At 68.7% G+C, this 22,844-nt stretch carries 25 protein-coding genes; 14 read left to right on the forward strand and 11 right to left on the reverse strand.

Going from position 1 to position 22,844, the window contains the following annotated elements:
* The first annotated feature begins 79 nt into the window (after positions 1-79).
* From ftsY to MIC98_RS10730, 3 genes are all read left to right on the forward strand, one after another.
* Positions 80-1,282, forward strand: a complete 1,203-nt coding sequence (gene ftsY / locus MIC98_RS10720; RefSeq protein WP_057639243.1) for a signal recognition particle-docking protein FtsY — start codon at positions 80-82, stop codon at positions 1,280-1,282.
* A 105-nt stretch (positions 1,283-1,387) separates the two neighbouring features.
* The gene (gene mutY / locus MIC98_RS10725) at positions 1,388-2,455 is read left to right on the forward strand and encodes an A/G-specific adenine glycosylase (RefSeq protein ID WP_239738135.1); all 1,068 of its coding nucleotides are present in this window, start codon (positions 1,388-1,390) and stop codon (positions 2,453-2,455) included.
* 17 nt (positions 2,456-2,472) lie between these two features.
* The gene (locus MIC98_RS10730; RefSeq protein WP_057639241.1) at positions 2,473-2,748 is read left to right on the forward strand and encodes an oxidative damage protection protein; all 276 of its coding nucleotides are present in this window, start codon (positions 2,473-2,475) and stop codon (positions 2,746-2,748) included.
* 55 nt (positions 2,749-2,803) lie between these two features.
* Here MIC98_RS10730 and MIC98_RS10735 read toward each other — a convergent pair whose 3' ends face one another.
* From MIC98_RS10735 to MIC98_RS10780, 10 genes are all read right to left on the reverse strand, one after another.
* Positions 2,804-3,253 carry a DUF6491 family protein gene (locus MIC98_RS10735; protein ID WP_239737153.1) on the reverse strand — a complete coding sequence of 150 codons (450 nt, stop codon included), beginning with the start codon at positions 3,251-3,253 and terminating at the stop codon, positions 2,804-2,806.
* 116 nt (positions 3,254-3,369) lie between these two features.
* Positions 3,370-4,080 carry a lipoprotein-releasing ABC transporter ATP-binding protein LolD gene (gene lolD / locus MIC98_RS10740; RefSeq protein WP_239737154.1) on the reverse strand — a complete coding sequence of 237 codons (711 nt, stop codon included), beginning with the start codon at positions 4,078-4,080 and terminating at the stop codon, positions 3,370-3,372.
* Positions 4,073-5,314 carry a lipoprotein-releasing ABC transporter permease subunit gene (locus MIC98_RS10745; RefSeq protein ID WP_057639252.1) on the reverse strand — a complete coding sequence of 414 codons (1,242 nt, stop codon included), beginning with the start codon at positions 5,312-5,314 and terminating at the stop codon, positions 4,073-4,075. Before MIC98_RS10745 ends, lolD begins: the two co-directional genes overlap by 8 nt.
* A gap of 44 nt (positions 5,315-5,358) precedes the next feature.
* Positions 5,359-5,781 carry a hypothetical protein gene (locus tag MIC98_RS10750; RefSeq protein ID WP_239737155.1) on the reverse strand — a complete coding sequence of 141 codons (423 nt, stop codon included), beginning with the start codon at positions 5,779-5,781 and terminating at the stop codon, positions 5,359-5,361.
* Positions 5,732-5,986 carry a succinate dehydrogenase assembly factor 2 gene (locus MIC98_RS10755; protein ID WP_239737156.1) on the reverse strand — a complete coding sequence of 85 codons (255 nt, stop codon included), beginning with the start codon at positions 5,984-5,986 and terminating at the stop codon, positions 5,732-5,734. Before MIC98_RS10755 ends, MIC98_RS10750 begins: the two co-directional genes overlap by 50 nt.
* Positions 5,987-6,168: 182 nt before the next feature.
* Complete coding sequence (locus MIC98_RS10760) at positions 6,169-6,954, reverse strand: succinate dehydrogenase iron-sulfur subunit (RefSeq protein WP_239737157.1); 786 nt, start codon at positions 6,952-6,954, stop codon at positions 6,169-6,171.
* An 18-nt stretch (positions 6,955-6,972) separates the two neighbouring features.
* Complete coding sequence (gene sdhA / locus MIC98_RS10765; RefSeq protein WP_239737158.1) at positions 6,973-8,763, reverse strand: succinate dehydrogenase flavoprotein subunit; 1,791 nt, start codon at positions 8,761-8,763, stop codon at positions 6,973-6,975.
* A 3-nt stretch (positions 8,764-8,766) separates the two neighbouring features.
* A complete protein-coding gene (gene sdhD / locus MIC98_RS10770; RefSeq protein WP_239737159.1) occupies positions 8,767-9,150 on the reverse strand; it encodes a succinate dehydrogenase, hydrophobic membrane anchor protein in 384 nt (127 codons plus the stop codon).
* Complete coding sequence (sdhC, locus tag MIC98_RS10775) at positions 9,147-9,542, reverse strand: succinate dehydrogenase, cytochrome b556 subunit (protein ID WP_057642080.1); 396 nt, start codon at positions 9,540-9,542, stop codon at positions 9,147-9,149. The genes sdhD and sdhC overlap by 4 nt, the downstream gene beginning before the upstream one ends.
* Positions 9,543-9,596: 54 nt before the next feature.
* Complete coding sequence (locus MIC98_RS10780; protein WP_338062560.1) at positions 9,597-9,773, reverse strand: DUF1674 domain-containing protein; 177 nt, start codon at positions 9,771-9,773, stop codon at positions 9,597-9,599.
* Between the two features lie 36 nt (positions 9,774-9,809).
* Here MIC98_RS10780 and MIC98_RS10785 point away from each other — a divergent pair, with 36 nt between their 5' ends.
* A complete protein-coding gene (locus tag MIC98_RS10785; RefSeq protein ID WP_239737160.1) occupies positions 9,810-10,670 on the forward strand; it encodes a folate-binding protein in 861 nt (286 codons plus the stop codon).
* A gap of 73 nt (positions 10,671-10,743) precedes the next feature.
* Here MIC98_RS10785 and ugpC read toward each other — a convergent pair whose 3' ends face one another.
* Positions 10,744-11,820, reverse strand: a complete 1,077-nt coding sequence (ugpC, locus tag MIC98_RS10790) for a sn-glycerol-3-phosphate ABC transporter ATP-binding protein UgpC (RefSeq protein ID WP_239737161.1) — start codon at positions 11,818-11,820, stop codon at positions 10,744-10,746.
* 307 nt (positions 11,821-12,127) lie between these two features.
* Between ugpC and zwf the strand changes: the two genes are divergently transcribed.
* The 10 genes from zwf to MIC98_RS10840 all read left to right on the forward strand — a co-directional run bounded on the left by zwf (position 12,128) and on the right by MIC98_RS10840 (position 22,746).
* Complete coding sequence (gene zwf, locus MIC98_RS10795; protein ID WP_345772159.1) at positions 12,128-13,567, forward strand: glucose-6-phosphate dehydrogenase; 1,440 nt, start codon at positions 12,128-12,130, stop codon at positions 13,565-13,567.
* Positions 13,564-14,571 carry a glucokinase gene (gene glk / locus MIC98_RS10800; protein WP_057642084.1) on the forward strand — a complete coding sequence of 336 codons (1,008 nt, stop codon included), beginning with the start codon at positions 13,564-13,566 and terminating at the stop codon, positions 14,569-14,571. The genes zwf and glk overlap by 4 nt, the downstream gene beginning before the upstream one ends.
* Positions 14,568-15,287, forward strand: coding sequence for a 6-phosphogluconolactonase (locus tag MIC98_RS10805; RefSeq protein ID WP_057642085.1), 720 nt, complete (start codon positions 14,568-14,570; stop codon positions 15,285-15,287). Before glk ends, MIC98_RS10805 begins: the two co-directional genes overlap by 4 nt.
* A gap of 82 nt (positions 15,288-15,369) precedes the next feature.
* Entirely contained in the window at positions 15,370-17,286 is a 1,917-nt protein-coding gene (edd, locus tag MIC98_RS10810) for a phosphogluconate dehydratase (protein WP_239737163.1), read from the forward strand.
* A 155-nt stretch (positions 17,287-17,441) separates the two neighbouring features.
* Positions 17,442-18,101, forward strand: coding sequence for a bifunctional 4-hydroxy-2-oxoglutarate aldolase/2-dehydro-3-deoxy-phosphogluconate aldolase (gene eda / locus MIC98_RS10815; protein WP_239737164.1), 660 nt, complete (start codon positions 17,442-17,444; stop codon positions 18,099-18,101).
* Positions 18,102-18,179: 78 nt separating this feature from the next.
* Entirely contained in the window at positions 18,180-18,443 is a 264-nt protein-coding gene (locus MIC98_RS10820) for a DUF2789 domain-containing protein (protein WP_239737165.1), read from the forward strand.
* A 187-nt stretch (positions 18,444-18,630) separates the two neighbouring features.
* Positions 18,631-18,939 carry an STAS domain-containing protein gene (locus MIC98_RS10825; RefSeq protein WP_239737166.1) on the forward strand — a complete coding sequence of 103 codons (309 nt, stop codon included), beginning with the start codon at positions 18,631-18,633 and terminating at the stop codon, positions 18,937-18,939.
* Entirely contained in the window at positions 18,936-19,301 is a 366-nt protein-coding gene (locus MIC98_RS10830) for a response regulator (protein WP_239737167.1), read from the forward strand. The genes MIC98_RS10825 and MIC98_RS10830 overlap by 4 nt, the downstream gene beginning before the upstream one ends.
* Before the next feature lie 45 nt (positions 19,302-19,346).
* Positions 19,347-21,329 (forward strand): chemotaxis protein CheA, encoded by a 1,983-nt coding sequence (locus tag MIC98_RS10835; RefSeq protein WP_239737168.1) that lies wholly within the window; start codon positions 19,347-19,349, stop codon positions 21,327-21,329.
* A 256-nt stretch (positions 21,330-21,585) separates the two neighbouring features.
* On the forward strand, positions 21,586-22,746 hold the full coding sequence (locus MIC98_RS10840) for a porin (RefSeq protein ID WP_239737169.1): 1,161 nt from the start codon (positions 21,586-21,588) through the stop codon (positions 22,744-22,746).
* The last annotated feature ends 98 nt before the right edge of the window (positions 22,747-22,844 follow it).

Raw genomic sequence — 22,844 nt, forward strand, 5'->3', positions numbered from 1 at the left:
AGCCCGTTTCCGTGCCGCCGTGGCCGGCCGCCGGCGGTGCCGGTGGTAGCATGTCCACCTGCCCCCTTCTTCGTTCCCCATGCTCAGTTTTTTCCGTCGCAAAAAGCCCCAGGACACCGCCACGGTCGGCCAGCCCCCGCAGTTCAGCGCCGAGGAGCTGACGTCCGCCGTGCCCACGTCCGGGGAGCGGGAGGCACCCATCGCGCCGGGGACCGATGCCGGGGCCACCGACGCGACCGACCTGACGGAAGAACCCTCCGGCGGCGACACTGCGACCATCACCACCGGGTTGCCGGAAGCCCTGTCCGCCACGGAAAGCGATGCCGGCCTGATCCCCGTCAATGCCGCACCGGCGGCCCCGGCCGGCAAGCCCGGCTGGCGCGACCGCCTGCGCAACAGCACCTTCGCCCGCAGCTTCGGCGGCCTGTTCTCGCGCAACCCGAAGCTGGACGACGACCTGCTCGACGAGATCGAGACCGCCCTGCTCACCGCCGACGTCGGCGTGCCGGCCACCACCGCGCTGGTCGAGGACCTGCGCAAGCGCATGAAGGCGCGCGAGTTCGCCGATGCCAACGCGCTGCTGGCCGCGCTGCGCGCCGACCTGATCGCACTGCTGCAACCGGTTGCCAAACCGCTGGTCATCGACCGCGACGCCAAGCCCTTCGTGATCCTCACCGTCGGCGTCAACGGTGTCGGCAAGACCACTACCATCGGCAAGCTCGCCAAGCGCTTCAAGGACGAGGGCCACAGCCTGATGCTGGCCGCCGGCGACACCTTCCGCGCCGCCGCGGTGGCGCAGTTGCAGGTGTGGGGCGAACGCAACGGCGTGGCCGTGGTCGCGCAGGGCCAGAACGCCGACGCCGCCTCGGTTGCGTTCGACGCGCTGCAGGCCGGCAAGGCCCGCGGCACCGGCGTGCTGATCGCCGACACCGCCGGCCGCCTGCATACCCAGGCCGGGCTGATGAACGAGCTGAGCAAGATCCGCCGCGTGCTCGGCAAGATCGACGCCACCGCGCCGCACGAGGTGCTGATGGTGATCGATGGCACCACCGGCCAGAACGCGCTGAACCAACTGCGCCAGTTCCATGCCGCGGCCAACATCACCGGGCTGGTGGTGACCAAGCTCGACGGCACCGCCAAGGGCGGCGTGGTGTTCGCGCTGGCGCGCGAGTTCGGCATCCCGATCCGCTTCGCCGGCATCGGCGAACGCCCCGAGGACCTGCGCGTGTTCGACCCCGAGGCCTTCGTCGATGCGCTGCTGCCGGAGGCGCTGGGAGCCTGAAATCTCCTGTAGGAGCGACGCCAGTCGCGATGGGCTTTCCCGACAAAGTCCGGTCGCGACTTGCGTCGCTCCTACGGTTCCAGCGTCATGATTGCCACCCGCCCCATGAGCCAGCCACCCGACACTTTCGCCGAGCGCCTGCTGGCCTGGTTCGACCACCACGGCCGCCACGACCTGCCCTGGCAGCATCCGCGCACGCCGTACCGGGTATGGCTGTCGGAAATCATGCTGCAACAGACGCAGGTGGCCACGGTCATTCCGTATTTCCAGCGTTTCGTGCAGTCGTTCCCGACGCTGCCCGACCTTGCCGCGGCCGACAACGACGCGCTGATGGCGCACTGGGCCGGGCTGGGTTACTACGCCCGCGCACGCAACCTGCACGCCGCCGCCAAACGCTGCGTGGAACTGCACGACGGCGACCTGCCGCGCGACCTCGACGCATTGCTGGCGCTGCCCGGCATCGGCCGCAGCACCGCCGGCGCGATCCTCAGCCAGGCGTGGAACGACCCGTCCCCGATCCTCGACGGCAACGTCAAGCGCGTGCTGGCCCGCTACCACGGCATCGCCGGCTATCCGGGCCTGCCCGCCATCGAGAAACAACTGTGGGCGCTGGCCGCGCAGCACGTCGAACAGGTGCCGCAGGGGCGCATGGCCGACTGGACGCAGGCGCAGATGGATTTCGGCGCCACCCTGTGCACCCGCGCCAACCCCGCCTGCATCCTGTGCCCGGTACGCGCTGGCTGTGACGCGCAGGCGCAGGGGCTGGTGGATTCGCTGCCCACGCCGAAGCCGAGCAAGGTACTGCCCGAGCGCGAGGCCAGCGCGCTGCTGCTGGAAGACACGCGTGGCCGCATCCTGCTGTGCAAGCGCCCGCCCGCCGGCATCTGGGCTTCATTGTGGACATTGCCGCAGGCCGACACCGATGCCGAACTGCGCCAGTGGTTCGCCGGCAACGTCGACGGCGACTACGACAATGCCGAGGAGTTGCCGTTGATCGTCCACACCTTCAGCCATTACCGGCTGCACCTGCAGCCGCTGCACCTGCGCAAGGTCGCCCTGCACGCGCGCGTGGGCGACAATGGCGACCTGCGCTGGGTGGCCCGCTCCGAACTGGATTCGCTGGGCCTGCCGGCGCCGATCCGCAAACTGCTGGAGCGCCACCCGGCGCGCTGACACGACAGGAACATCCCATGCCCCGCTCCGTCTTCTGCCAATACCAACAACGCGAAACCGAAGGCCTGGACTTCGTGCCCTACCCCGGCGAGCTGGGCCAGCGCATCTTCGCCAACATCGGCAAGCAGGGCTGGGCGGCATGGCTGGCACACCAGACCATGCTGATCAACGAGAACCGGCTGTCGCCGCGCGATCCGAAGCACCGCGCGTTTCTCGAGGAAGAACTGGTCAAGTTCCTGTTCGGTGGCGGCGCGGAAAAGCCGGCCGGCTACGTCGCCCCCGAGGCCCCGTAGGTCGGGGCTATGCCCCCGACGCTTCATGCATGCAACTATCGGGGCGAACCCCGGCCTACTCCTGCTCCTCGGCACGCGCCGCGATCTTGGCCTCGCGCAGTTCCTTCTCCGAAACGCGCAGCGCCTTCACGTCAAGCGGGCGGATGCTCTGGATCCGGCACGGGATGTGCTGGCCGGGGCTGCCGCCATGCACGATGACCCGGTCGAAGCGTGCCGAGACGCGGCCCATCATGTTGGTCACCGAGATCGCCGGCGCATAGGACAGGTCCATGCATGGCCCGCCCAGTTCCAGCAGCCATGCCTGGCTGGGGCGCGTCCATACCGCCAACGCGCTGTCGCCCAGCTCCGTCCAGCCGTTGAACGAGCCGAAATACTGGAAATCCCTGACCGGTTCGCCGGCATGCGCGCGATACAGTTCCAGCCGTTCGCCGCTGCTCAGTTTCCCGGCGGTCGCGCAGCCGCCCAGCAACACGGCAGCCATCATCGCAGCAAGCATCTTTTTCATGGCACTGCTCCTGTTTGCGGAAGAATCATCCGGACCACTACCCGAAGTAGCGATCATCCGCCGTCCGGCATGAACCGGGAAGCAAGGCCGGCGCGGCGTTCAGCCGCGATGCCGGATCACACTTCGGAATGCGCCAGCTGGTGCAGCCGCCCCTCGCGCAGTTCCAGCACCCGCTCCAGCTTGCGCGCCAGGCTGCGGTCGTGGGTCACCAGCACCAGGCTGGTGCGGTGCGCCCGGTTCAATTCCAGCATCAGCTCGAACACCGTCGCGGCGGTCTTGTCGTCGAGGTTGCCGGTGGGCTCGTCGCCGAGCACGCAGGCCGGCTGGTTGACCAGCGCCCGCGCCACCGCCGCACGCTGGCGCTCGCCGCCGGACAGTTCGCCCGGCTTGTGCTCCAGCCGGTGCCCCAGCCCCACCGATTCCAGCAGGGCCTTCGCCCGCTGCCCGGCGGCGGCCACGTCGGTGCCCCCCAGCAGTACCGGCATCATCACGTTTTCCAGCGCGGTGAATTCCGGCAGCAGGTGGTGGAACTGGTAGACGAAGCCCAGCGAACGGTTGCGCAGGCGACCACGCTGCGCGTCGGACAAGGCCGACATGCGCTGCCCGGCCACGTAGACCTCGCCGGCGGTAGGGGTATCCAGCCCGCCCAGCAGGTGCAGCAGCGTGCTCTTGCCGGCGCCGGAAGCGCCGACGATGGCGACGGTTTCGCCCGGCGCCACGTCCAGTTCCAACCCGTCGAACACCGGCGTGTGCATCTTGCCCTCGGCGTAGGTCTTGCCCAGCCCTTCTGCGCGGATCACCGATTCCATGCGAGTGTTCTCATTCATAACGCAGTGCCTCCGCCGGCTGGGTGCGCGCCGCGCGCCAGGCCGGGTACAGCGTCGCAAGGAAGCTCATCAGCAACGCGGTGAGCAGCGTGACGGTCACGTCCCATGCCTGCATGTCGGTGGGCAGCCCGGTGATGTAGTACACGTCCTCCGGCAGCAGGGTGATGTTGAACAGCTTCTCGATGCCGTCGAGGATGCGCTCCAGGTTCAAGGTCAGGGTCACCCCGCCGATGGCGCCCAGCACGGTGCCGATGACGCCGATCAGCGTGCCCTGCACCATGAACACCTGCATCACCCCGCCCGGGGTCAGGCCCAGCGTGCGCAGGATGGCGATGTCGGCCTGCTTGTCGGTGACCAGCATCACCTGCGAGTTCACCAGGGTGAAGGCGCCCATCAGGATGATCAGCGACAGCAGGATGCCCATCACCGTCTTTTCCATGCGCAGCGAGTGGTAGAGGTTGGCATTCTGCTGGGTCCAGTCCATCACCCGGTAGTAGCCGTCCAGGTTCAACGCGAGGTCGCGCGCGACGGTGTAGGCCTGGTCCATGTCGTGCAGCTTCAGGCGCACGCCGGTGGCGCCCTCGGTGCGCAGCACGCGCTCCAGGTCGCTCATGTTGACGAAGGCCACGCCGCGGTCGACTTCGTTGGAACCGGCCTCGAAGATGCCGCTGACCTTGAAACGCTTGGTGCGCGGCATCGCGCCGGCCGGGGTGCCCTGTATTTCGGCCAGCGTCGCCACTACGCTGTCGCCGACATCGACGCCGATCCACAACGCCAGCTCCTTGCCCAGCAGGATGTTGAACTCGCCCGGTTGCAGGCTGTCCAGCGAACCCTTCTGCATCTTCTCGCCCAGCACCGACACCTTCGGCTCCAGCGCCGGGTCGACGCCCTGCACCACCGCGCCCTGCACGCGCGGGCCGGCCAGCATGCCCTGTATCTCGATGTAGGGCGCCGCGCCGGCCACGCGCGGGTCCTTCATCGCCACGTCCACCGCATGCTGCCAGTCGGTCATCGGCTCGCCGTCGGCGCTGACCGTGGCATGGGCCGACATCTGCAGCAGGCGGTCGCGGATTTCCTTCTGGAAACCGCTCATCACCGCCAGCGTGGTGATCAGCACCGTCACCCCGAGCGCGATGCCGAGGATCGAGGCCAGCGAGATGAAGGAGATGAAGCCGTTGCGGCGCTTGGCGCGCAGGTAGCGCAATCCGATTGCGACGGGTAAGGGTCTGAACATGCGCATGTGCCGTTTAGGTCGCGCCATGTTGCCATTCCCGCGGGCTAACGGGAAACGGCGTGGGCACGCACGGCCAGTCGCAGTTCACGTCGCTGCGCGCGCGGCAGCGTGTCCGGCCAGAACGCCAGTTGCCCGCGGCGCTTCCCCGCGCGCCAGCGCAGGATTGCCAGTGGCCCGTATTCGAGAAGTTCCGGCATTTCCACCACCTCGCCATCGACGCTTGCCGATGCCGGTGACAACAGCAATTGGCAAGTGGGGTGATCGGCTTCGCGCCGTGCCAGTCCCAGACTGCCGGCCAGGGCAAGCAGCGCCAGCGGCCATGCCAGTGGCGCTTCCAACCCACAGTTCAACAACGAGAGTGCCGCCAGCAGACCCAGCAATATCAGCGCGCAGGTCAACCAGCGCGAAGGCCGCCACTCATGGCGGAAGGGTGCGGATGTATTCGAGAAGTCGCGCCTGCTGCGCATCGGGGCAAGCCTCGTAGCCCATCGACCAGCGCCACAGCTTGTCGTCTTCGGTTTCCAGCAACTGCAGGAAAACCGCGCGCTCCGGCGTAGGCGCCTGCCGCCAGCAACGGTCGAGGTAACGGCCGAACAACTGGTCCAGTTCGCGCATGCCGCGCCGGCAGCGCCAGCGCAGTTTCTTCAGTTCGATTTCGTCGTCGGTTTGCATTGTGTGCCGTGCCTTTCACCCTTCTCCCACCGGGAGAAGGTGCCCCGAAGGGGCGGATGAGGGGCAAACGTAATCAATGAGAACTGAACCATCATGACTACATCGCCCCTCACCCCAACCCCTCTCCCGTGGGGAGAGGGGCTAATCGTCCTTCCCCATCAACGGGAGAAGGGAATACAGCATCAGGCGCGGCGCGCCATCATCAGCTTCTTGATCTCGGCGATCGCCAGCGCCGGATTCAGCCCCTTCGGGCAGGTGCGGGCGCAGTTCATGATGGTGTGGCAGCGGTACAGCTTGAACGGGTCTTCCAGGTCGTCCAGGCGGGCGCCGGTGTCCTCGTCGCGCGAATCGATGATCCAGCGGTAGGCCTGCAGCAGGATCGCCGGGCCGAGGTAGCGCTCGCCGTTCCACCAGTAGCTCGGGCACGAGGTCGAGCAGCAGGCGCACAGGATGCACTCGTACAGGCCGTCGAGCTTCTTGCGGTCTTCCGGCGACTGCAGCCGCTCGCGGTCCGACGGCGCCGGGGTCTGGGTGCGGATCCACGGCTTGATCGAGGCGTACTGTGCGTAGAAGTGGGTCAGGTCCGGCACCAGGTCCTTGACCACGTCCATGTGCGGCAGCGGGTAGATCGGCACCTCGGCCTTGCCGCAGTCGCTGATCGCGCGGGTGCAGGCCAGAGTGTTGGTGCCGTCGATGTTCATCGCGCACGAACCGCAGATGCCCTCGCGGCAGGAGCGGCGGAAGGTCAGGGTCGGGTCGATCTCGTTCTTGATCTTGATCAGCGCGTCCAGGACCATCGGGCCGCACGCGTCGAGGTCGATCTCGTAGGTGTCGGTACGCGGGTTCTGGTCGTCGTCCGGGCTCCAGCGATAGACCTTGAAGGTACGCAGGTTCTTCCCTCCGCCTTGGGCCGGGAAATGCTTGCCCTGGGTGATCCGGGAATTCTTCGGAAGTGCAAATTCAGCCATGTTCGTAGGTTCCCCGGATCAGTAGACGCGCGGCTTCGGCGGCACGACGCCGACGTCGTCGGTGAGCGTGTACATGTGCACCGGCCGGTAGTCGAAGCTGCACTTGCCCTTTTCGTCGACGGTGACCAGCGTGTGCTTCTGCCAGTTGACGTCGTCGCGGTCCGGGTAATCCTCGTGGGCGTGGGCGCCGCGGCTCTCGTGGCGCTGCTCGGCCGAATTGATCGTCGCCACCGCGTTGAGCAGCAGGTTGTTCAGCTCGTAGGTCTCGATCAGGTCCGAGTTCCAGACCAGCGAGCGGTCGGAGACCTTGACGTCCTGGAACGAGTCGAACACCTCAGCCATCTTCACGCAGCCCTCGGCCAGCGTCTTGCTGGTGCGGAACACCGCGGCGTCGGCCTGCATCGTGCGCTGCATGCGGTCGCGGATGACCGCGGTCGGGGTGTCGCCGTTGGCGTGACGCAGCTTGTCCAGCAGGCCCAGCGCCTTGTCGCAGGCGTCGGATGGCAGCTGCTTGTGCGGCGCGCCCGGCTTGATCGTCTCGGCGCAGCGGTTGGCCACCGCGCGGCCGAACACCACCAGGTCGAGCAGCGAGTTGGAGCCGAGGCGGTTGCCGCCGTGCACCGACACGCAGGCGGCCTCGCCGATGGCGTACAGGCCCGGCACCACCGCATCGGGGTTGTCGCCGACCTTGCGCACCACTTCGCCGTGGTAGTTGGTGGGGATGCCGCCCATGTTGTAGTGCACGGTCGGGATCACCGGGATCGGCTGCTTGTGCACGTCCACGCCGGCGAAGATCTTGGCGCTCTCGGCGATGCCCGGCAGCTTCTCGTCGATCACGCCCGGGCCGAGGTGGGTCAGGTCGAGCAGGATGTGGTCCTTGTGCTCGCCGACGCCGCGGCCTTCGCGGATCTCGATGGTCATCGAACGGCTGACCACGTCGCGCGAGGCCAGATCCTTGTAGTGCGGTGCATAGCGCTCCATGAAGCGCTCGCCGCTGTCGTTGCGCAGGATGCCGCCTTCGCCGCGCACGCCCTCGGTGATCAGGCAGCCGGCGCCGTAGATGCCGGTCGGGTGGAACTGCACGAACTCCATGTCCTGCAGTGGCAGGCCGGCACGGGCCACGAGGCCGCCGCCGTCGCCGGTGCAGGTGTGCGCCGAGGTGGCGCTGAAGTAGGCGCGACCGTAGCCACCCGTGGCCAGCACCACGCCGTGGGCGCGGAACAGGTGCAGGGTGCCCTCGGCCATGTCCAGCGCCAGCACGCCGCGGCAGACGCCCTCGTCGTCGAAGATCAGGTCCAGCGCGAAATACTCGATCATGAAGCGCGCGTCGTGCGCCAGCGACTGCTGGTACAGCGTGTGCAGCATGGCGTGGCCGGTGCGGTCGGCGGCGGCGCAGGTACGCTGCGCCGACGGGCCTTCGCCGTACTTGGTGGTCATGCCGCCGAACGGGCGCTGGTAGATCTTGCCGTCTTCGGTACGCGAGAACGGAACGCCGTAGTGCTCCAGCTCGATCACCGACGGGATGGCCTCGCGGCACATGTACTCGATGGCGTCCTGGTCGCCCAGCCAGTCGCCGCCCTTGACGGTGTCGTAGAAGTGGTAGCGCCAGTCGTCCTCGCCCATGTTGGCCAGCGCCGCGGCAATGCCGCCCTGCGCAGCCACGGTGTGCGAGCGGGTCGGGAAGACCTTGGTGATGCAGACGGTCTGCAGGCCCTTCTGGGCCAGGCCGAAGGTCGCGCGCAGGCCGGCGCCGCCGGCGCCGACGACCACCATGTCGACCTTGTGTTCGGTGATGTTGTAAGCGGACATGTATCAGTTCCCAAGCGCGACGCGGGCGACCGCGAAGATGCTGACGATCGCGCCGAGCACGGCGACGAACTTGACCGTGGTCTGCAGGGCCAGGGCCAGCAACGAGTTGTGGATGTAATCCTCCAGCACGACCTGCAGGCCGAGCTGCGCGTGCCAGAACATGGCGACCAGGAAGCCGACCAGCGCGATTGCGTTCCACGGCTTGGCCACGGCGGTCACCGCGGTCACGTAGTCGGCGCCGACCAGGCTCAGCACGAAGCACAGGAACCAGATGGTCAGCGCGACCAGCGCGGTGGCGGTCAGGCGCTGGTGGATGAAGTGCACGGTGCCGGACTTGGCGCTGCCGAGGCCGCGTGCGTTCTTCAGGGGGGTGCGGTACTTGCTCATGCGGCGCCTCCGAAGCAGCAGACGTAGGCCCAGACCAGCGCGGTGATGACCAGCGAGCCGATCACCGACATCCAGCTGCTGCGGATGAAGGTCGCCTTGGCATAGCCGATGGCGAAGTCCTGCACGATGTGGCGGATGCCGTTGCACAGGTGGTAGGCGAAGCACCAGGTCCAGCCGAACAGGATCACCTTGCCGTACCACGCGCCGGCGTGGGTGGTGAAGCAGTTCCAGGATTCGGGGCCCATCATCAGGGCGAGCAGGCCGCCGGCAATGATCAGGGCGCCTACGGACAGTACGATGCCGGTGGCTCGATGCAGGATCGAGGTGGCCATCTGTATCTGCCAGCGATACACCTGCAGGTGCGGAGAAAGGGGGCGGGGTCTGTTCGCCATTCGCTGACTCGTTATCTCGGCTGGGCGGCGGGTTGCCGCGTTGGCTAACGCTGCTCAGAAATCGATGCAGCGACCGTTTTTCTCCCAATCACCGTATCGCACCGGATCCAGTCCGCCGCGACCGCCGATTTCCTCCGGCACCGTTGCAGCGCCGGGAAGCGGCTGCTTCTCCGGCTCCAGCGGAGCTTCGGCCTCGGGCTCGGGAGTTGGGGTTGTTTGGCCTATCATCATCGGTCTCGCAACGCACAAATTTTAGTCCTCGTTCACGTGTCTGACAACCTCGCCCCCGCTTTCAACGGTTTCCGCACACTGCGCCAGCCGCAGCTGCTGAGCCTTTCCGGCCCCGATGCCGTCGCCTTCGCCCACGCCCAGTTCGCCAGCGATGTGGGCACGCTGGCCGATGGCCATTGGCAATGGAGCACGTGGCTGACCGCCAAGGGCCGCGTGCTGGCGGTTTTCCAGTTGCTGCGGCTGGATGCCGGGCGCCTGCTGCTGGTGTGCCACGACGGCGAGATTGAGGCGATAGCCGAACAACTGCGCCGCTTCGTCTTCCGCCGCAAGCTGGTCATCGAACGGGCCGACGGCTTTTCCGTCGAGGGCGCATTCCAGCCCTCCGCCGCCGCAACCGGCGCTGCCCTGGCCCGGCTGGACGACGGCACGATCGAACTGGATGTCGGCAACCCGGCGTGCCCGCGCACGCTGCGCCTGTCCGCCACCGGCGATGCCGCGCACGATGCGGCGGCGGAACTGGCCTGGCGCCGGTCCGACCTGCGCTTCGGCCTGCCGCGGCTGGACCCATCGCAGCGCGAGCAATGGACGCCACAGCAACTGGGACTGGAACGGCTGGCGGCCTACAGCGTGAAGAAAGGCTGCTACCCCGGGCAGGAAATCGTCGCCCGCACCCACTTCCTCGGCAAGGCCAAGCGCGCGGCCACCCTGCTGGAAATCACCGCAGGCGCCGCACCCGGCGACGAGGTCCGCAAAGACGGACACGCCATCGGCACGCTGGTGAGCGTTGCCGGCGAGCTGGCGTTGGCGGTGCTGCCGCTGGATACCGGTGAAGAAGGGCTGAGTGTTGCCGGCAGTGCGGCGAAGGTGTTGCCGCTTGTCGAAGGCTTGGCGCGCTGATCTTCCGCAGGAGCGCACCTTGGTGCGCGATGGGGCTTTCCCGGTAACGCCTGTCGCGCACCAAGGTGCGCTCCTACAGCCGCACGCCGGTCGCCGCATCGAAGAAGTGCAGCTTGTCGGCGCGCAGCACCAGCGGCAGCTCGCCACCCACCGGCGGCAGCGGCCGCGGCGCCACGCGCATCACCAGTGGCGCGTCATCCAGCATCACGTTGACGAATATCTCGTTGCCCACCGGCTCGACGCCTTCCACCGTCGCCACGAACAGGGCGGCCTCGCCCTCGCCAGCCGGTTGCAGGTGCTCCGGGCGCACGCCCACCGCCACCTCGCGCCCCACCCCTTCCCGCGCCACCGCTGCGCCATCCAGCGCCAGCACGCGGTCGTTCCGCAATTGCAACCGCGGGCCATCGAGCAGCCGGCCGCGTAACACGTTCATCGCCGGGCTGCCGAGGAAACCGGCGACGAACAGGTTGGCGGGGCGCTCGTACAGCGCCATCGGCGTGTCGATCTGCTGGACCACGCCCTCGTTGAGCACCACGATGCGCTGGCCCAGCGTCATCGCCTCCACCTGGTCGTGGGTGACGTAGATCATCGTCGTGCCCAGCGTGCGGTGCAGCTGCGCGATCTCGGTGCGCACCGAATGGCGCAGCTTGGCGTCGAGGTTGGACAGCGGCTCGTCGAGCAGGAACACCGCCGGCTCGCGCACCAGCGCCCGGCCCAGCGCCACGCGCTGGCGTTGTCCACCGGACATCGCGCGCGGCAGCTTGTCGAGCATGCCGGCCAGCCCCAGCATGTCGGCGGCGCCCCGTACCCGCCGCGCCACCTCGGCCTTGCCGTGTCCGCGCAGCTTCAGGCCGAAGGCCAGGTTCTCGGCCACGGTCATGTGCGGGTACAGCGCGTAGCTCTGGAACACCATCGCGATGTCGCGGTCCTTCGGCGCGACGTCGTTGACCACGCGCCCGCCGATGGACAGCGTGCCGCCGGTGATCTCCTCCAGCCCGGCCACCATCCGCAGCAGCGTGGACTTGCCGCAGCCCGATGGCCCCACCAGCACCATCAGCTCGCCATCGGCTATCCCGAAACTGGCCCCGTGCACGGCCACCTGGCCGTTGTCGTAGACCTTGCGCACCGCATCGAACCGCACATCCGCCATCGCTTGCCTCGCTCTTTCGTGGCCACGGGCGGCGGCCGGGGCGATCTTCCGAATACGAATACAGTCGAAACATTCTGCCACGCGGACGTTTGGTCATGGCACCATCGGGGGTTCACGGTTTCGACCATGGGGACGCCAGCGGCCCGGCATGCGGACAGCGTGCGGCAGGGCTGCGGCCCCCGGCTCGCGCGTCGGCCACCTCTCGCGCCAGCGATCGCAACCGTGGACATGCCATTGGCGGAATACCCGCGGGAACACAAGAAAAAGGCGATTGACAACGATGTCACCAGCGCACGAAACTCGAGCCATGCACGACACCCTTCTCCTGTTCGGTGCCACAGGCGATCTGGCCCAGCGTTACCTGTTTCCTTCCCTGCTGCGCCTGCTCGGCGACGGCCTGCTCCCGGAGGATTTCCGGGTACGCGCGATGGCGCTTTCGCCGCATGACACGGAGAAATTCCACGACATCCTGCGCCCGCGCCTGGAACAGGCCCTGCCGCAGGCCAGCCGGGACGACGTCAACAACCTGCTGGACCGCATCGACTACCGCTCGGTGGACCTGCGCAACCCCGAATCCATCGCCGAGGCGGTGCGCGAGTTCAATAACCGCCGCTGCGTCAGCTACCTGTCGATCCCGCCGGGCCTGTACATCTCCACCTGCCAGGGGCTGGCGCTGGGTGGCGCGCTGTCGGCGCCGCACCGGCTGATGCTGGAGAAGCCGATCGGCTCGGACTCGGCCAGCGCCGAGGAAATCCTGCAATCGATCGGCGCGCTGATCGACGAGGACCGGGTGTTCCGCATCGACCATTACCTCGGCAAGGCCGCGGTGCAGAACCTGATGGCGCTGCGCTTCGGCAACACCCTGCTGGAGGCGGTGTGGAACCGCAACTACATCGAATCGGTGCACATTCTGGTCGCCGAGAGCGACGGTGTGGATGGCCGCGACTCCTATTACTCGCGCTCCGGCGCGATGCGCGACATGGTGCAGAGCCACATCCTGCAGCTGCTGTGCCTGGTGGCGATGGAGCCGCCGGCCTCGCTGGAGGCCGACCGCATCCGCGACGAGAAGGTCAAGGTGCTGCGCGCGCTGCGCCCGCTCGACGCCGCCCATGCCGCCCGCGACAGCGTGCGCGGCCGCTATGTCGCCGGCACCATCGACGGCCAGCCGGCGCAGGCCTACCAGCCGCCGGAAGGCAGCGAGGCGGAAACCTTCGTCGGCGTCACCGCGCGCATCGACAACTGGCGCTGGGCCGGCGTGCCGTTCCACCTGGTCACCGGCAAGCGCCTGCCCGAGCGCACCACCCGCATCGAGGTCAACCTCAAGCCGGTCACCCACTGGCTGTTCGAGCGCCCGGACCGCCACGCAGCCCAGCCCAACCGCCTGACCTTCCAGTTGCAGCCGCAGGAAAACATCCAGCTCGGCCTGATGAGCTCGCTGGCCGGCCCGGAATGGGGCGCGCTGGAACTGCAGCCGCTGGAGCTGGAACTGTCGGTGCCCACCGGCCTGCACCGCCGCATCGCCTACGAGCGCCTGTTCCTGGACGCCTTCAACGGCAACCACGCGCTGTTCGTGCGCGACGACGAGGTGCGCGCGGCCTGGGCGTGGATCGACAGCGTCAGTGACGCGTGGAAGGCCGCCGACCTGCCGATGCAGCCCTACCCGGCCGGCAGTTGGGGGCCGCAGCAGTCGCACGAGTTCCTGCCGGAAGCACTGGTCGCCGAAAACCGCGTGGAAACCGGTCTGTGAGTGCTGCCGCCAACCACGTGCTGGTTGCCGACATCGGCGGCACCAACGCCCGCTTCGCATTGGCCGATACCCGCGCCGCCACGCCGCTGGACCAGGACAGCATCGGCGAATACCCGGTCGCCCGCTTCCCGTCGCTGGCCGAGGCCGCCGCCTGCTACCTGCGCGAGCACGATGCCAGCGCGCATGCCGGCGTGTTCGCGGTGGCCGGGCGCGTGGACGGCGACGAAGCCCGCATCACCAACCACCCGTGGGTGATCTCGCGCTCGCGTACCGCCGCGCAGCTGGGCTTCGGCACGCTGCACCTGATCAACGACTTCGTCGCCCAGGCGATGAGCATCGCCCTGCTGCAACCGCAGGACGTGGTGCAGATCGGTGGCGCCCAGTGGCAACCGGCCGATGCCGGCCAGCCGCGCAACTACTGCGTGCTCGGCCCCGGCACCGGGCTGGGCGTGGGCGGGCTGCTGGTGCGCGATGGCCGCAACTACCCGCTGGCCACCGAAGGCGGCCATGCCAGCTTCGCCCCGGCCACCCCGGAACAGATCCGCATCCTGGAAATCCTCACCCGGCAGTTCGGCCGCGTCTCCAACGAGCGCCTCATCTGCGGCCCCGGCCTGGTCAACCTGCACCGCGCGCTGGCCGAAATCGCCGGGCAGGACCCGGGCCAGCTGCAGCCGGCGCAGGTCAGCGAGCGCGCTGCCGCCGGCGACCCGGTGGCGATGCGCGCCATCGAGGTGTTCATGGAAATCTTCGGCGCCATCGCCGGTGACGCCGTGCTGGTGCAGGGCGCCTGGGACGGCGTGTTCCTGACCGGCGGGCTGGTGCCGCGCCTGCTGGAACCGCTGCAGCATTCCGGCTTCCGCCACTGTTTCGAAAGCAAGGGCCGTTTCACCGCCACCTTGTCGCAGGTGCCCTCGCTGGCCATCGTCCACCCCTGCCCCGGCCTGCTCGGCGCCGCCGCCTGCGCGGTCGATGCGGAACGGGCGCACCCCGGAGCCCAGCCATGAGCGAACTCGTTTCCGACCGCCTCACCCTGACCCGCCATTCCGACGCGGAAGGCTGGAGCGAGAACGTGGCCAGGGAAATGGCGGCGATCCTCGCCGAGGAAATCCGCCTGCGCGGCCGCGCCCGCATGCTGCTGTCCGGGGGCACCACCCCGGCGCCGGTATACGCGCGGCTGGCCGAGCACCCGCTGGAGTGGGCGCGCGTGGAAGTGGGCCTGGCCGACGAACGCTGGCTGTCGCCGCAGGACCGCGACAGCAACGCTTGGCTGGTGCGCGAGAACTTCCTCAAGCTCGCCGAGGGCGCGCACTTCGACCCGCTGGTGCGGGTGGGCAAGCCGCTGGCCGAATGCGTGCACGACGCCAACCTGCTGGCCTCGCATTCGCAGCCGGCCTGCATGGTGGTGCTGGGCATGGGCAACGACGGCCATACCGCTTCGCTGTTCCCCGGTTCCAGGGATCTCGAACTGGCCCTGGGCAGCAAGCAGCCCTATGCCGCGCTGGACGCCACCGGCTGCCCGGTCGCGAACGACTGGCCCCTGCGCATCACCCTGACCCCGCGCGGCCTGGCGCCGATCGGCAAGCGCTTGCTGCTGCTGCGCGGCAAGCAGAAGCTGGACGTGCTCAACGCCGCGCTGGAATCCGGCGACGTGCACAAGTACCCCGTGCTGGCGGCGATCGACACACCCGGCGCCAAGCTGCACGTGCACTGGTGCGCATGAAACCGGGAATGCGGAACGGGAACCTTCCTGCTCCCTGCATCCGCCGTGTCTCCTCCCCCACTCTTCTCATAGCCGGTAGCCAATGAGCCTGCATCCGAAAATCCACGCCATCACCGAACGCATCCGCCAGCGCAGCGCCCCGTCGCGCGCGGCTTACCTGGCGGGCATCGAGGCCGCGCTGCGCGAGGGCCCGTTCCGTTCGCGCCTGAGCTGCGGCAACCTGGCCCACGCCTTCGCCGCCTGCGGCCCGACCGACAAGGGCCGGCTGCGCGGCGACGTGACGCCCAACCTGGGCATCATCACCGCCTACAACGACATGCTTTCGGCGCACCAGCCGTTCGAGCACTACCCGCAGCTGATCCGCGACGCCGCGCGCGAACTGGGCGCCACCGCGCAGGTGGCCGGCGGCGTGCCGGCGATGTGCGACGGCGTCACCCAGGGCCGCGGCGGCATGGAGCTGTCGCTGTTCTCGCGCGACATCATCGCCCAGGCCACCGCCATCGGCCTGAGCCACGACATGTTCGACGCCACCATCCACCTGGGCGTGTGCGACAAGATCGTGCCGGGCCTGCTGATCGGCGCGCTCGCGTTCGGCCACCTGCCGGCGGTGTTCGTGCCGGCCGGGCCGATGACGCCGGGCATTCCCAACAAGAAGAAGGCCGAGGTACGCGAGCGCTACGCCGCCGGCGAGGCGACCCGCGAGGAACTGCTGCAGGCCGAGTCCGACTCCTACCACGCGCCGGGCACCTGCACCTTCTACGGCACCGCCAACTCCAACCAGGTGCTGCTGGAAGCGATGGGCGTGCAGCTGCCGGGCGCCTCCTTCGTCAACCCGGAACTGCCGCTGCGCGACGCGCTGACCCGCGCCGCCACCGCGCGCGCGCTGGAAATCTGCGCGCTGGGCGACGACTTCCGGCCGCTGGGCCGGCTGATCGACGAGCGCGCCATCGTCAACGCCGTCGTCGCGCTGATGGCCACCGGCGGCTCCACCAACCACACCATCCACTGGATCGCGGTGGCGCGCGCGGCCGGCATCGTGCTGACCTGGGACGACATGGACCAGCTCTCGCAGATCGTGCCGCTGCTGGCGCGCGTCTACCCCAACGGCGAGGCCGACGTGAACCGCTTCGCCGCCGCCGGCGGCCCGGGCTTCGTATTCCGCGAGCTGATGGACGCCGGGCTGATGCACGGCGACCTGCCCACCATTGCCGAGGGCGGCATGCGCGCCTACGCGCAGGAACCGCGCCTGATCGACGGCAAGGTGGCTTACGTGCCGGCCGTGGCCGAGAGCGCCGATACCGAGGTGGTGCGCGCAGCCACCAACCCGTTCGAAGCGCAGGGCGGCCTGCGCCTGCTGCGCGGGAACATGGGCCGTTCGCTGATCAAGCTGTCGGCGGTCAAGCCGCAGTACCGCCACATCGAGGCCCCTGCGGTGGTGGTCGATGCACCGCAGGTACTGAACAAGCTGCATGCCGCAGGCGCCTTGCCGCAGGATTTCGTGGCGGTGGTACGTTACCAGGGGCCGCGCGCCAATGGCATGCCGGAACTGCACTCGCTGGCGCCGCTGCTGGGCTTGCTGCAGAACCAGGGCCGGCGCGTGGCGCTGGTCACTGACGGCCGCCTGTCCGGTGCTTCCGGCAAGATCCCGGCCGCCATCCACGTCACCCCGGAAGCGGCGCGCGGCGGCCCGATCGCCCGCATCCGCGAAGGCGACATGATCCGCCTCGATGGCGAAGCCGGCACCCTGGAGGTGCTGGTGGACGCCGCCGAATGGGCCGCGCGCGGCCTCGCCCCGAACACCGCGCCGGCCGGCAACGACCTGGGCCGCAACCTGTTCGCGGTGAATCGCCGCGTGGTCGGCCCCGCCGACCAGGGCGCGATCTCGATCTCCTGCGGCCCGGCCCGGCCCGACGGCAGCGTGTGGGAATACGACGCCGAGTACGAACTCGGCCACGATGCCGCCGCCGCTGCCGCCCCGCACGAAGCCAAGGATGCTTGATGCTGTTCCCTTCTCCCTTCGGGAGAAGGTGCCCGAAGGGCGGATGAGGGGCAAGCGAAGTCCATGATGGTTGACCATCCGGGCTCCGTTCGCCCCTCACCCCAACCCCTCTCCCGATGGGAGAGGGGCTTGAAAACATTACAACCGAGGACCGCATGACCATCGCCCAGCACCAGGATCGCGCCGAACACCTGCTCACCGCCGCCGGCATCCTGCCGGTCGTCACCGTCCACACCCTCGACCAGGCCCGCGCGGTCAGCGCCGCGCTGCTGGAAGGCGGCCTGCCGGTCATCGAACTGACCCTGCGCACACCGGTGGCGATGGAAGCGCTGGCCATGCTCAAGCGCGAACTGCCCGGCGTGGTGGTCGGCGCCGGCACCGTGTTGACCGTCGCGCAGATGCAGCAGGCCGTCGACGCCGGCGCCGACTTCCTCGTCACCCCCGGCACCCCGGCGCACCTGGCCGACGCGCTGGCCGAGGCGCCGCTGCCGGTGGTACCCGGCGCGGCCACCCCGACCGAACTGCTGGCACTGGTAGCGCGCGGTTTCCGCATCTGCAAGCTGTTCCCGGCCACCGCCGTGGGCGGACTGGCGATGATCAAGGGCGTGGCCGGGCCGATCGCCGAGCTCAAGCTCTGCCCCACCGGCGGCATCACCGAGGCCACCGCCGGCGACTACCTCAAGCAGAAGAACGTGGTCTGCATCGGCGGCTCGTGGATGGTGCAGGACGCATGGATCCGGGCCGGCCAGTGGGATGAAGTGAAGAAGTCCGCCGCCGCGGCCGCTGCCATCGTCCGCACGGCCCGCGCCGGCTGACCGCAACGGCACGCGTTGCCACCGGCAAGCGGGGCATGGGCTATGGTATCGGCCATTCCCTTGCTTGCCGGCATCCCGATGGACGAAACCCTCCCGCGCATGACCAACCTGTTCCTCCAGCTCGGGCTGGATGCCAGCGAACAGGGCATCGCGCAGTTCATCAGGAACCACCAACTGCCATGCGAAACCGGCATCGGTGAAGCGGCGTACTGGAACGAAGGCCAGCGCCAGTTCCTGCGCGAGAAGATCGACAGCGATGGCGTCTGGGCCATCGTGGTCGACCAGTTGAACGAGTCGCTGCACGAAGACGCGACCAAGGCCAGCACCACCCCCGCACCGTAGATGCGGGGCTTGCCCCGCATGTGCCCTTCCCGGCCAAGCCCCGTGCCGGGCAAGCCCGGCACCTACGTAAAGCGGCATCCCCCCATTCCGCGCACCCGTTCACGGAATCGCATCCCGGCCTTCACGCCGCTAAAGAACCCCGCCGGCTTGCCGCTATCTGGTCCAGTACCGTTTGTCCGGAGCAACGATGAGCACTGTGGCACTGGCCCAGGACCTCGGCATCGAGTCCACCAGCGAGTTGAAGCAACACCTGTCCGCGCACCTGGCGCAGGCCGGGGAACTGCGCGTGGATGCCGGCCAGGTCGGGCGCATCCACACTGCCGCCATCCAGGTGCTGTGCGCCTTCGTGCTGGCCCGCCGCCAGGCTGGCCACGGCACCGTCTTCGACAACGCGACCCCAACCCTCCGCGACGCCGCGCGCCTGCTCGGCGTCCTCCAGACCCTCGGTCTGGAAGCAACCCCTGACACAACGAAATCTGTGGAGAACGCTGTATGAGCGCACGTATCCTGGTGGTGGACGATTCGGCGTCGATGCGCCAGATGGTCTCTTTCGCCCTCACCTCGGCCGGCTATTCCGTGGAAGAAGCCGAAGACGGCGCCGTCGCCCTGGGCCGTGCCAAGGGTGCCAAGTTCAATGCCGTGGTCACCGACGTGAACATGCCGAACATGGACGGCATCTCGCTGATCCGCGAACTGCGCCAGCTGCCGGACTACAAGTTCACCCCGATGCTGATGCTGACCACCGAGTCGGCCGCCGACAAGAAGTCCGAAGGCAAGGCCGCCGGCGCCACCGGCTGGCTGGTCAAGCCGTTCAACCCCGAACAGCTGGTCGCCACCGTCCAGAAAGTCCTGGGCTGATCCCCCCGCCCCGCCTTCCCCACCCCTGACCCGGAACCCGCGCCGATGAGCATGGACCTGCAACGTTTCCACGCAACCTTCTTCGAGGAAAGCCGCGAAGGGCTGGATGCGATGGAAGCCGGCCTGCTGGAGATGGAGGGCGGGCAACAGGACCCGGAGGTCATCAACTCGGTGTTCCGCGCCGCGCACTCGATCAAGGGCGGCGCCGGCACCTTCGGCTTCGACACCATCGCCGGCGTCACCCACGTGCTGGAAACCCTGCTGGACGAGCTGCGCGCCGGCAAGCGCCCGCTGGAAGCCGCCGCGGTGGACGCGATGCTGGCCTCAGTGGACGTGCTGCGCGCGCTGCTGCGCGAGGCCGAGCACGGCCAACCCGCCGATCCCGCCGCCGTCGCGGCGGTCAAGGCACGCCTGGAGGCCGTGCTGTCCGGCACCGCCGCCGCGCCGGTCGTGGCCAAGCAGGAAGAAACGGCCGAGCCGGAAGGCTGGCAGATCGGCTTCGTGCCCGCACCGTCGCTGTTCATGAGCGGCAACGACCCGCTGCGCATCATCCGCGAACTGGAAACCTTCGGCCCGCTGCAAGTCGACGCGCGCATGGAGCGCCTGCCCGGCTTCGAGCAGATGGACCCGCTGGAAGCCTACATCGCCTGGGACCTGGGCCTGACCGGGCGCATCCCGCGCAGCAAGATCGAGGACACCTTCGCCTGGGTGGTCGACGACTGCGAGCTGGACATCCAGCCGGTCCTCGCACCGCCCAGCCTGGCCACCAGCGCGCCCGCGCCGGTGCAGGAAGCGGTCGCGGAAGCGGCCCCGCGCCCGTCGGCGGCCGGCAATGCCCCGGCCAACGCCGCCCACGAAGCCGAAAGCTCGATCCGCGTCAGCGTCGACAAGGTCGATGCGCTGATCAACCTGGTCGGCGAACTGGTCATCACCCAGGCCATGCTCAAGCAGGTTTCCGGCGGCCTCGACCCCAGCCACGCCGAGCGCCTGCTGGCCGGCCTGGACCTGCTCGAACGCAATACCCGCGACCTGCAGGAAGCGGTCATCGGTGTGCGCATGCTGCCGGTGGACGCCGTGTTCCGCCGCTTCCCGCGGCTGGTCCGCGACCTCTCCTCGCGCCTCGGCAAGCAGGTGCGGCTGCGCACGATTGGCGAGGGCACCGAGCTGGACAAGGGCCTGATCGAGAAGATCGCCGACCCGCTGGTGCACCTGGTGCGCAACTCCATCGACCACGGCCTGGAAATGCCCGACGTGCGCAAGCAGGCCGGCAAGGACGAGACCGGCACCATCACCCTGGCCGCCTCGCACCAGGGCGGGCACATCGTCATCGAGGTCAGCGACGACGGCCGCGGCCTGAACCGCGACAAGATCCTGGCCAAGGCGCACGAGCGCGGCCTGGCGATCCCGGACAACCCGAGCGACGCGCAGGTCTGGGACCTGATCTTCCAGCCCGGCTTCTCCACCGCCGACGCGGTCACCGACCTGTCCGGCCGCGGCGTCGGCATGGACGTGGTCCGCCGCAACATCCAGGCCCTCGGCGGCGAAGTGCAGCTGGAAAGCCACACCGGCGCCGGCACCCGCGTGCTGATCCGGCTGCCGCTGACCCTGGCCATCCTCGACGGCATGACCGTGTCGGTGGCCGGCGAAACCCTGATCCTGCCGCTGGCCTACGTGCTCGAAGCGCTGCAGCCCAAGGCCGAGGACATCCGCACGATGGCCGGCGAAGGCCGCGTGCTGCGCGTGCGCGGCGAGTACCTGCCGATCCTGTCGCTGGGCAATTACTACGGCTACCGCACCGACAGCCACGCCGACCCGCTCGTCGTGGTGGTCGAGGGCGACGGCCAGAAGATCGCGCTGGAAGTGGACGAACTGCTCGGCCAGCAGCAGGTGGTGGTCAAGAACATCGAGAACAACTACCGCCGCATCGGCGGCGTGTCCGGCGCGACCATCCTCGGCGACGGCCGCGTCGCGCTGATCGTCGACGTCGGCGGGCTGGTGCGCTCGCTGCGCGTGCCGCAGGCGGCTTGAGGGGTTTTTCCTTCTCCCTCCGGGAGAAGGTGCCCCGTAGGGGCGGATGAGGGTTCGGGCGAAGCCGCGCCGCAAAGAATTACCGGCGATCGTGATGACGAACGCGTCGCCACGCGCCCGGGGGGGAAGACAACCGGGATACCGCTGTTTGAATCAAGCCGCACGAGGGCTTCGCCCCAACCCCTCTCCCCAGGGGAGAGGGGCATTCACCTCGCGCCCTGTTGGGTAATGAGTCTTTGAATCCAAGGACACTCGCATGAAACGCATCGCCCCACTCGCCCTGCTCGCCCTCGCCGCCCCGGTGTTCGCCGAGACGCAGGCCAGCGCATGGCCACCGAAGCTGACCTTCGCCAACGGCACCGAGGTCGCGCTCGCCGGCAACTTCGCCTGGGACGTCAACCACTTCGACGCCGACGGCAGCGCGCTGGAAAACGACCACGACTGGCGCCGCAAGGAATTCGGCGTCGCGCTCAAGCGCAAGGGCCTGTACGACTTCACCGCCGCCTACGATTTCCAGTCCGACACTTGGATGGACGTGGCGCTGCGGCTGGACGGCAAGGGCCTGACCGGCCGCGACATCGGCAAGTGGCGCATCGGCCAGATGAAGCTGCCGCTGGGCTTCGAGGGCAACACCGCCACCCGCAACGGCGCCTTCATGGAAAACAGCCTGCCCACGCAGGCGTTCTACGAGGGCCGCCGCATCGGCATCAGCTGGGCGCTGGAACGGCCGCGCTGGCTGCTCAACGCCGGCGCCTACGGCCACGACCTGCAAGGCAACAACCGCGGCGACAGCCAGGCCGTGCGGCTGGCGTGGACCCCGTGGAAGGAAAGCACCCGCGTGCTGCACCTGGGCGCCTCCGCCACCCGCGAGCACCCCCATGCCGAAACCAATGGACTGGGCGTGGAAATCGCCCCCAACGTGCGCTGGCGGGCCAAGCCCGAGGCCTCGCTGACCGGCACCCGGCTGGTCGATTCGGGCCCCCTGCGCGACGTCGGTCGCATCGACCGCCACGGCCTGGAAGCGCTGTGGATCGAAGGCCCGTGGTCGCTGCAGGGCGAATACCTGCGCCAGACCACCCACCGCCACGCCCTGCCCGACTACCGCGGCGACGGCTGGTACCTGCTCGGCAGCTGGCTGCTCACCGGCCAGTCGCGCAGCTACGGCGGCGGCAACGTCGCCAATCCCAAGGCCACCGGCAAATACGGCGCGGTGGAACTGCTGGCCCGCTACAGCCACATCGACCTGGACGACGCCGGCATCGACGGCGGCCGCGAGTCGAACTGGACGCTGGGCGCCAACTGGTACCTCGGCAGCCACCTGAAGTTCCAGGCCAACTACATCCGCGCCGACGCCCGCCGCGGCGGCAACCACGTGCAACCGGAAATCCTGCAGTTGCGGGCGCAGCTGTACTTCTGAGGCATTGACGGCCGCCGGCGCTTCCCGGCTCAAGGTTTCCCCGGCATCGCCGCTAGTTGTCAAAAGCCCGGCGCCGGGCTCGTACCGTCCGCGCCGGG

It is taken from the genome of Stenotrophomonas sp. NLF4-10 (assembly GCF_022359915.1).
GTDB classification, from domain to species: Bacteria; Pseudomonadota; Gammaproteobacteria; order Xanthomonadales; family Xanthomonadaceae; genus Stenotrophomonas; species Stenotrophomonas daejeonensis.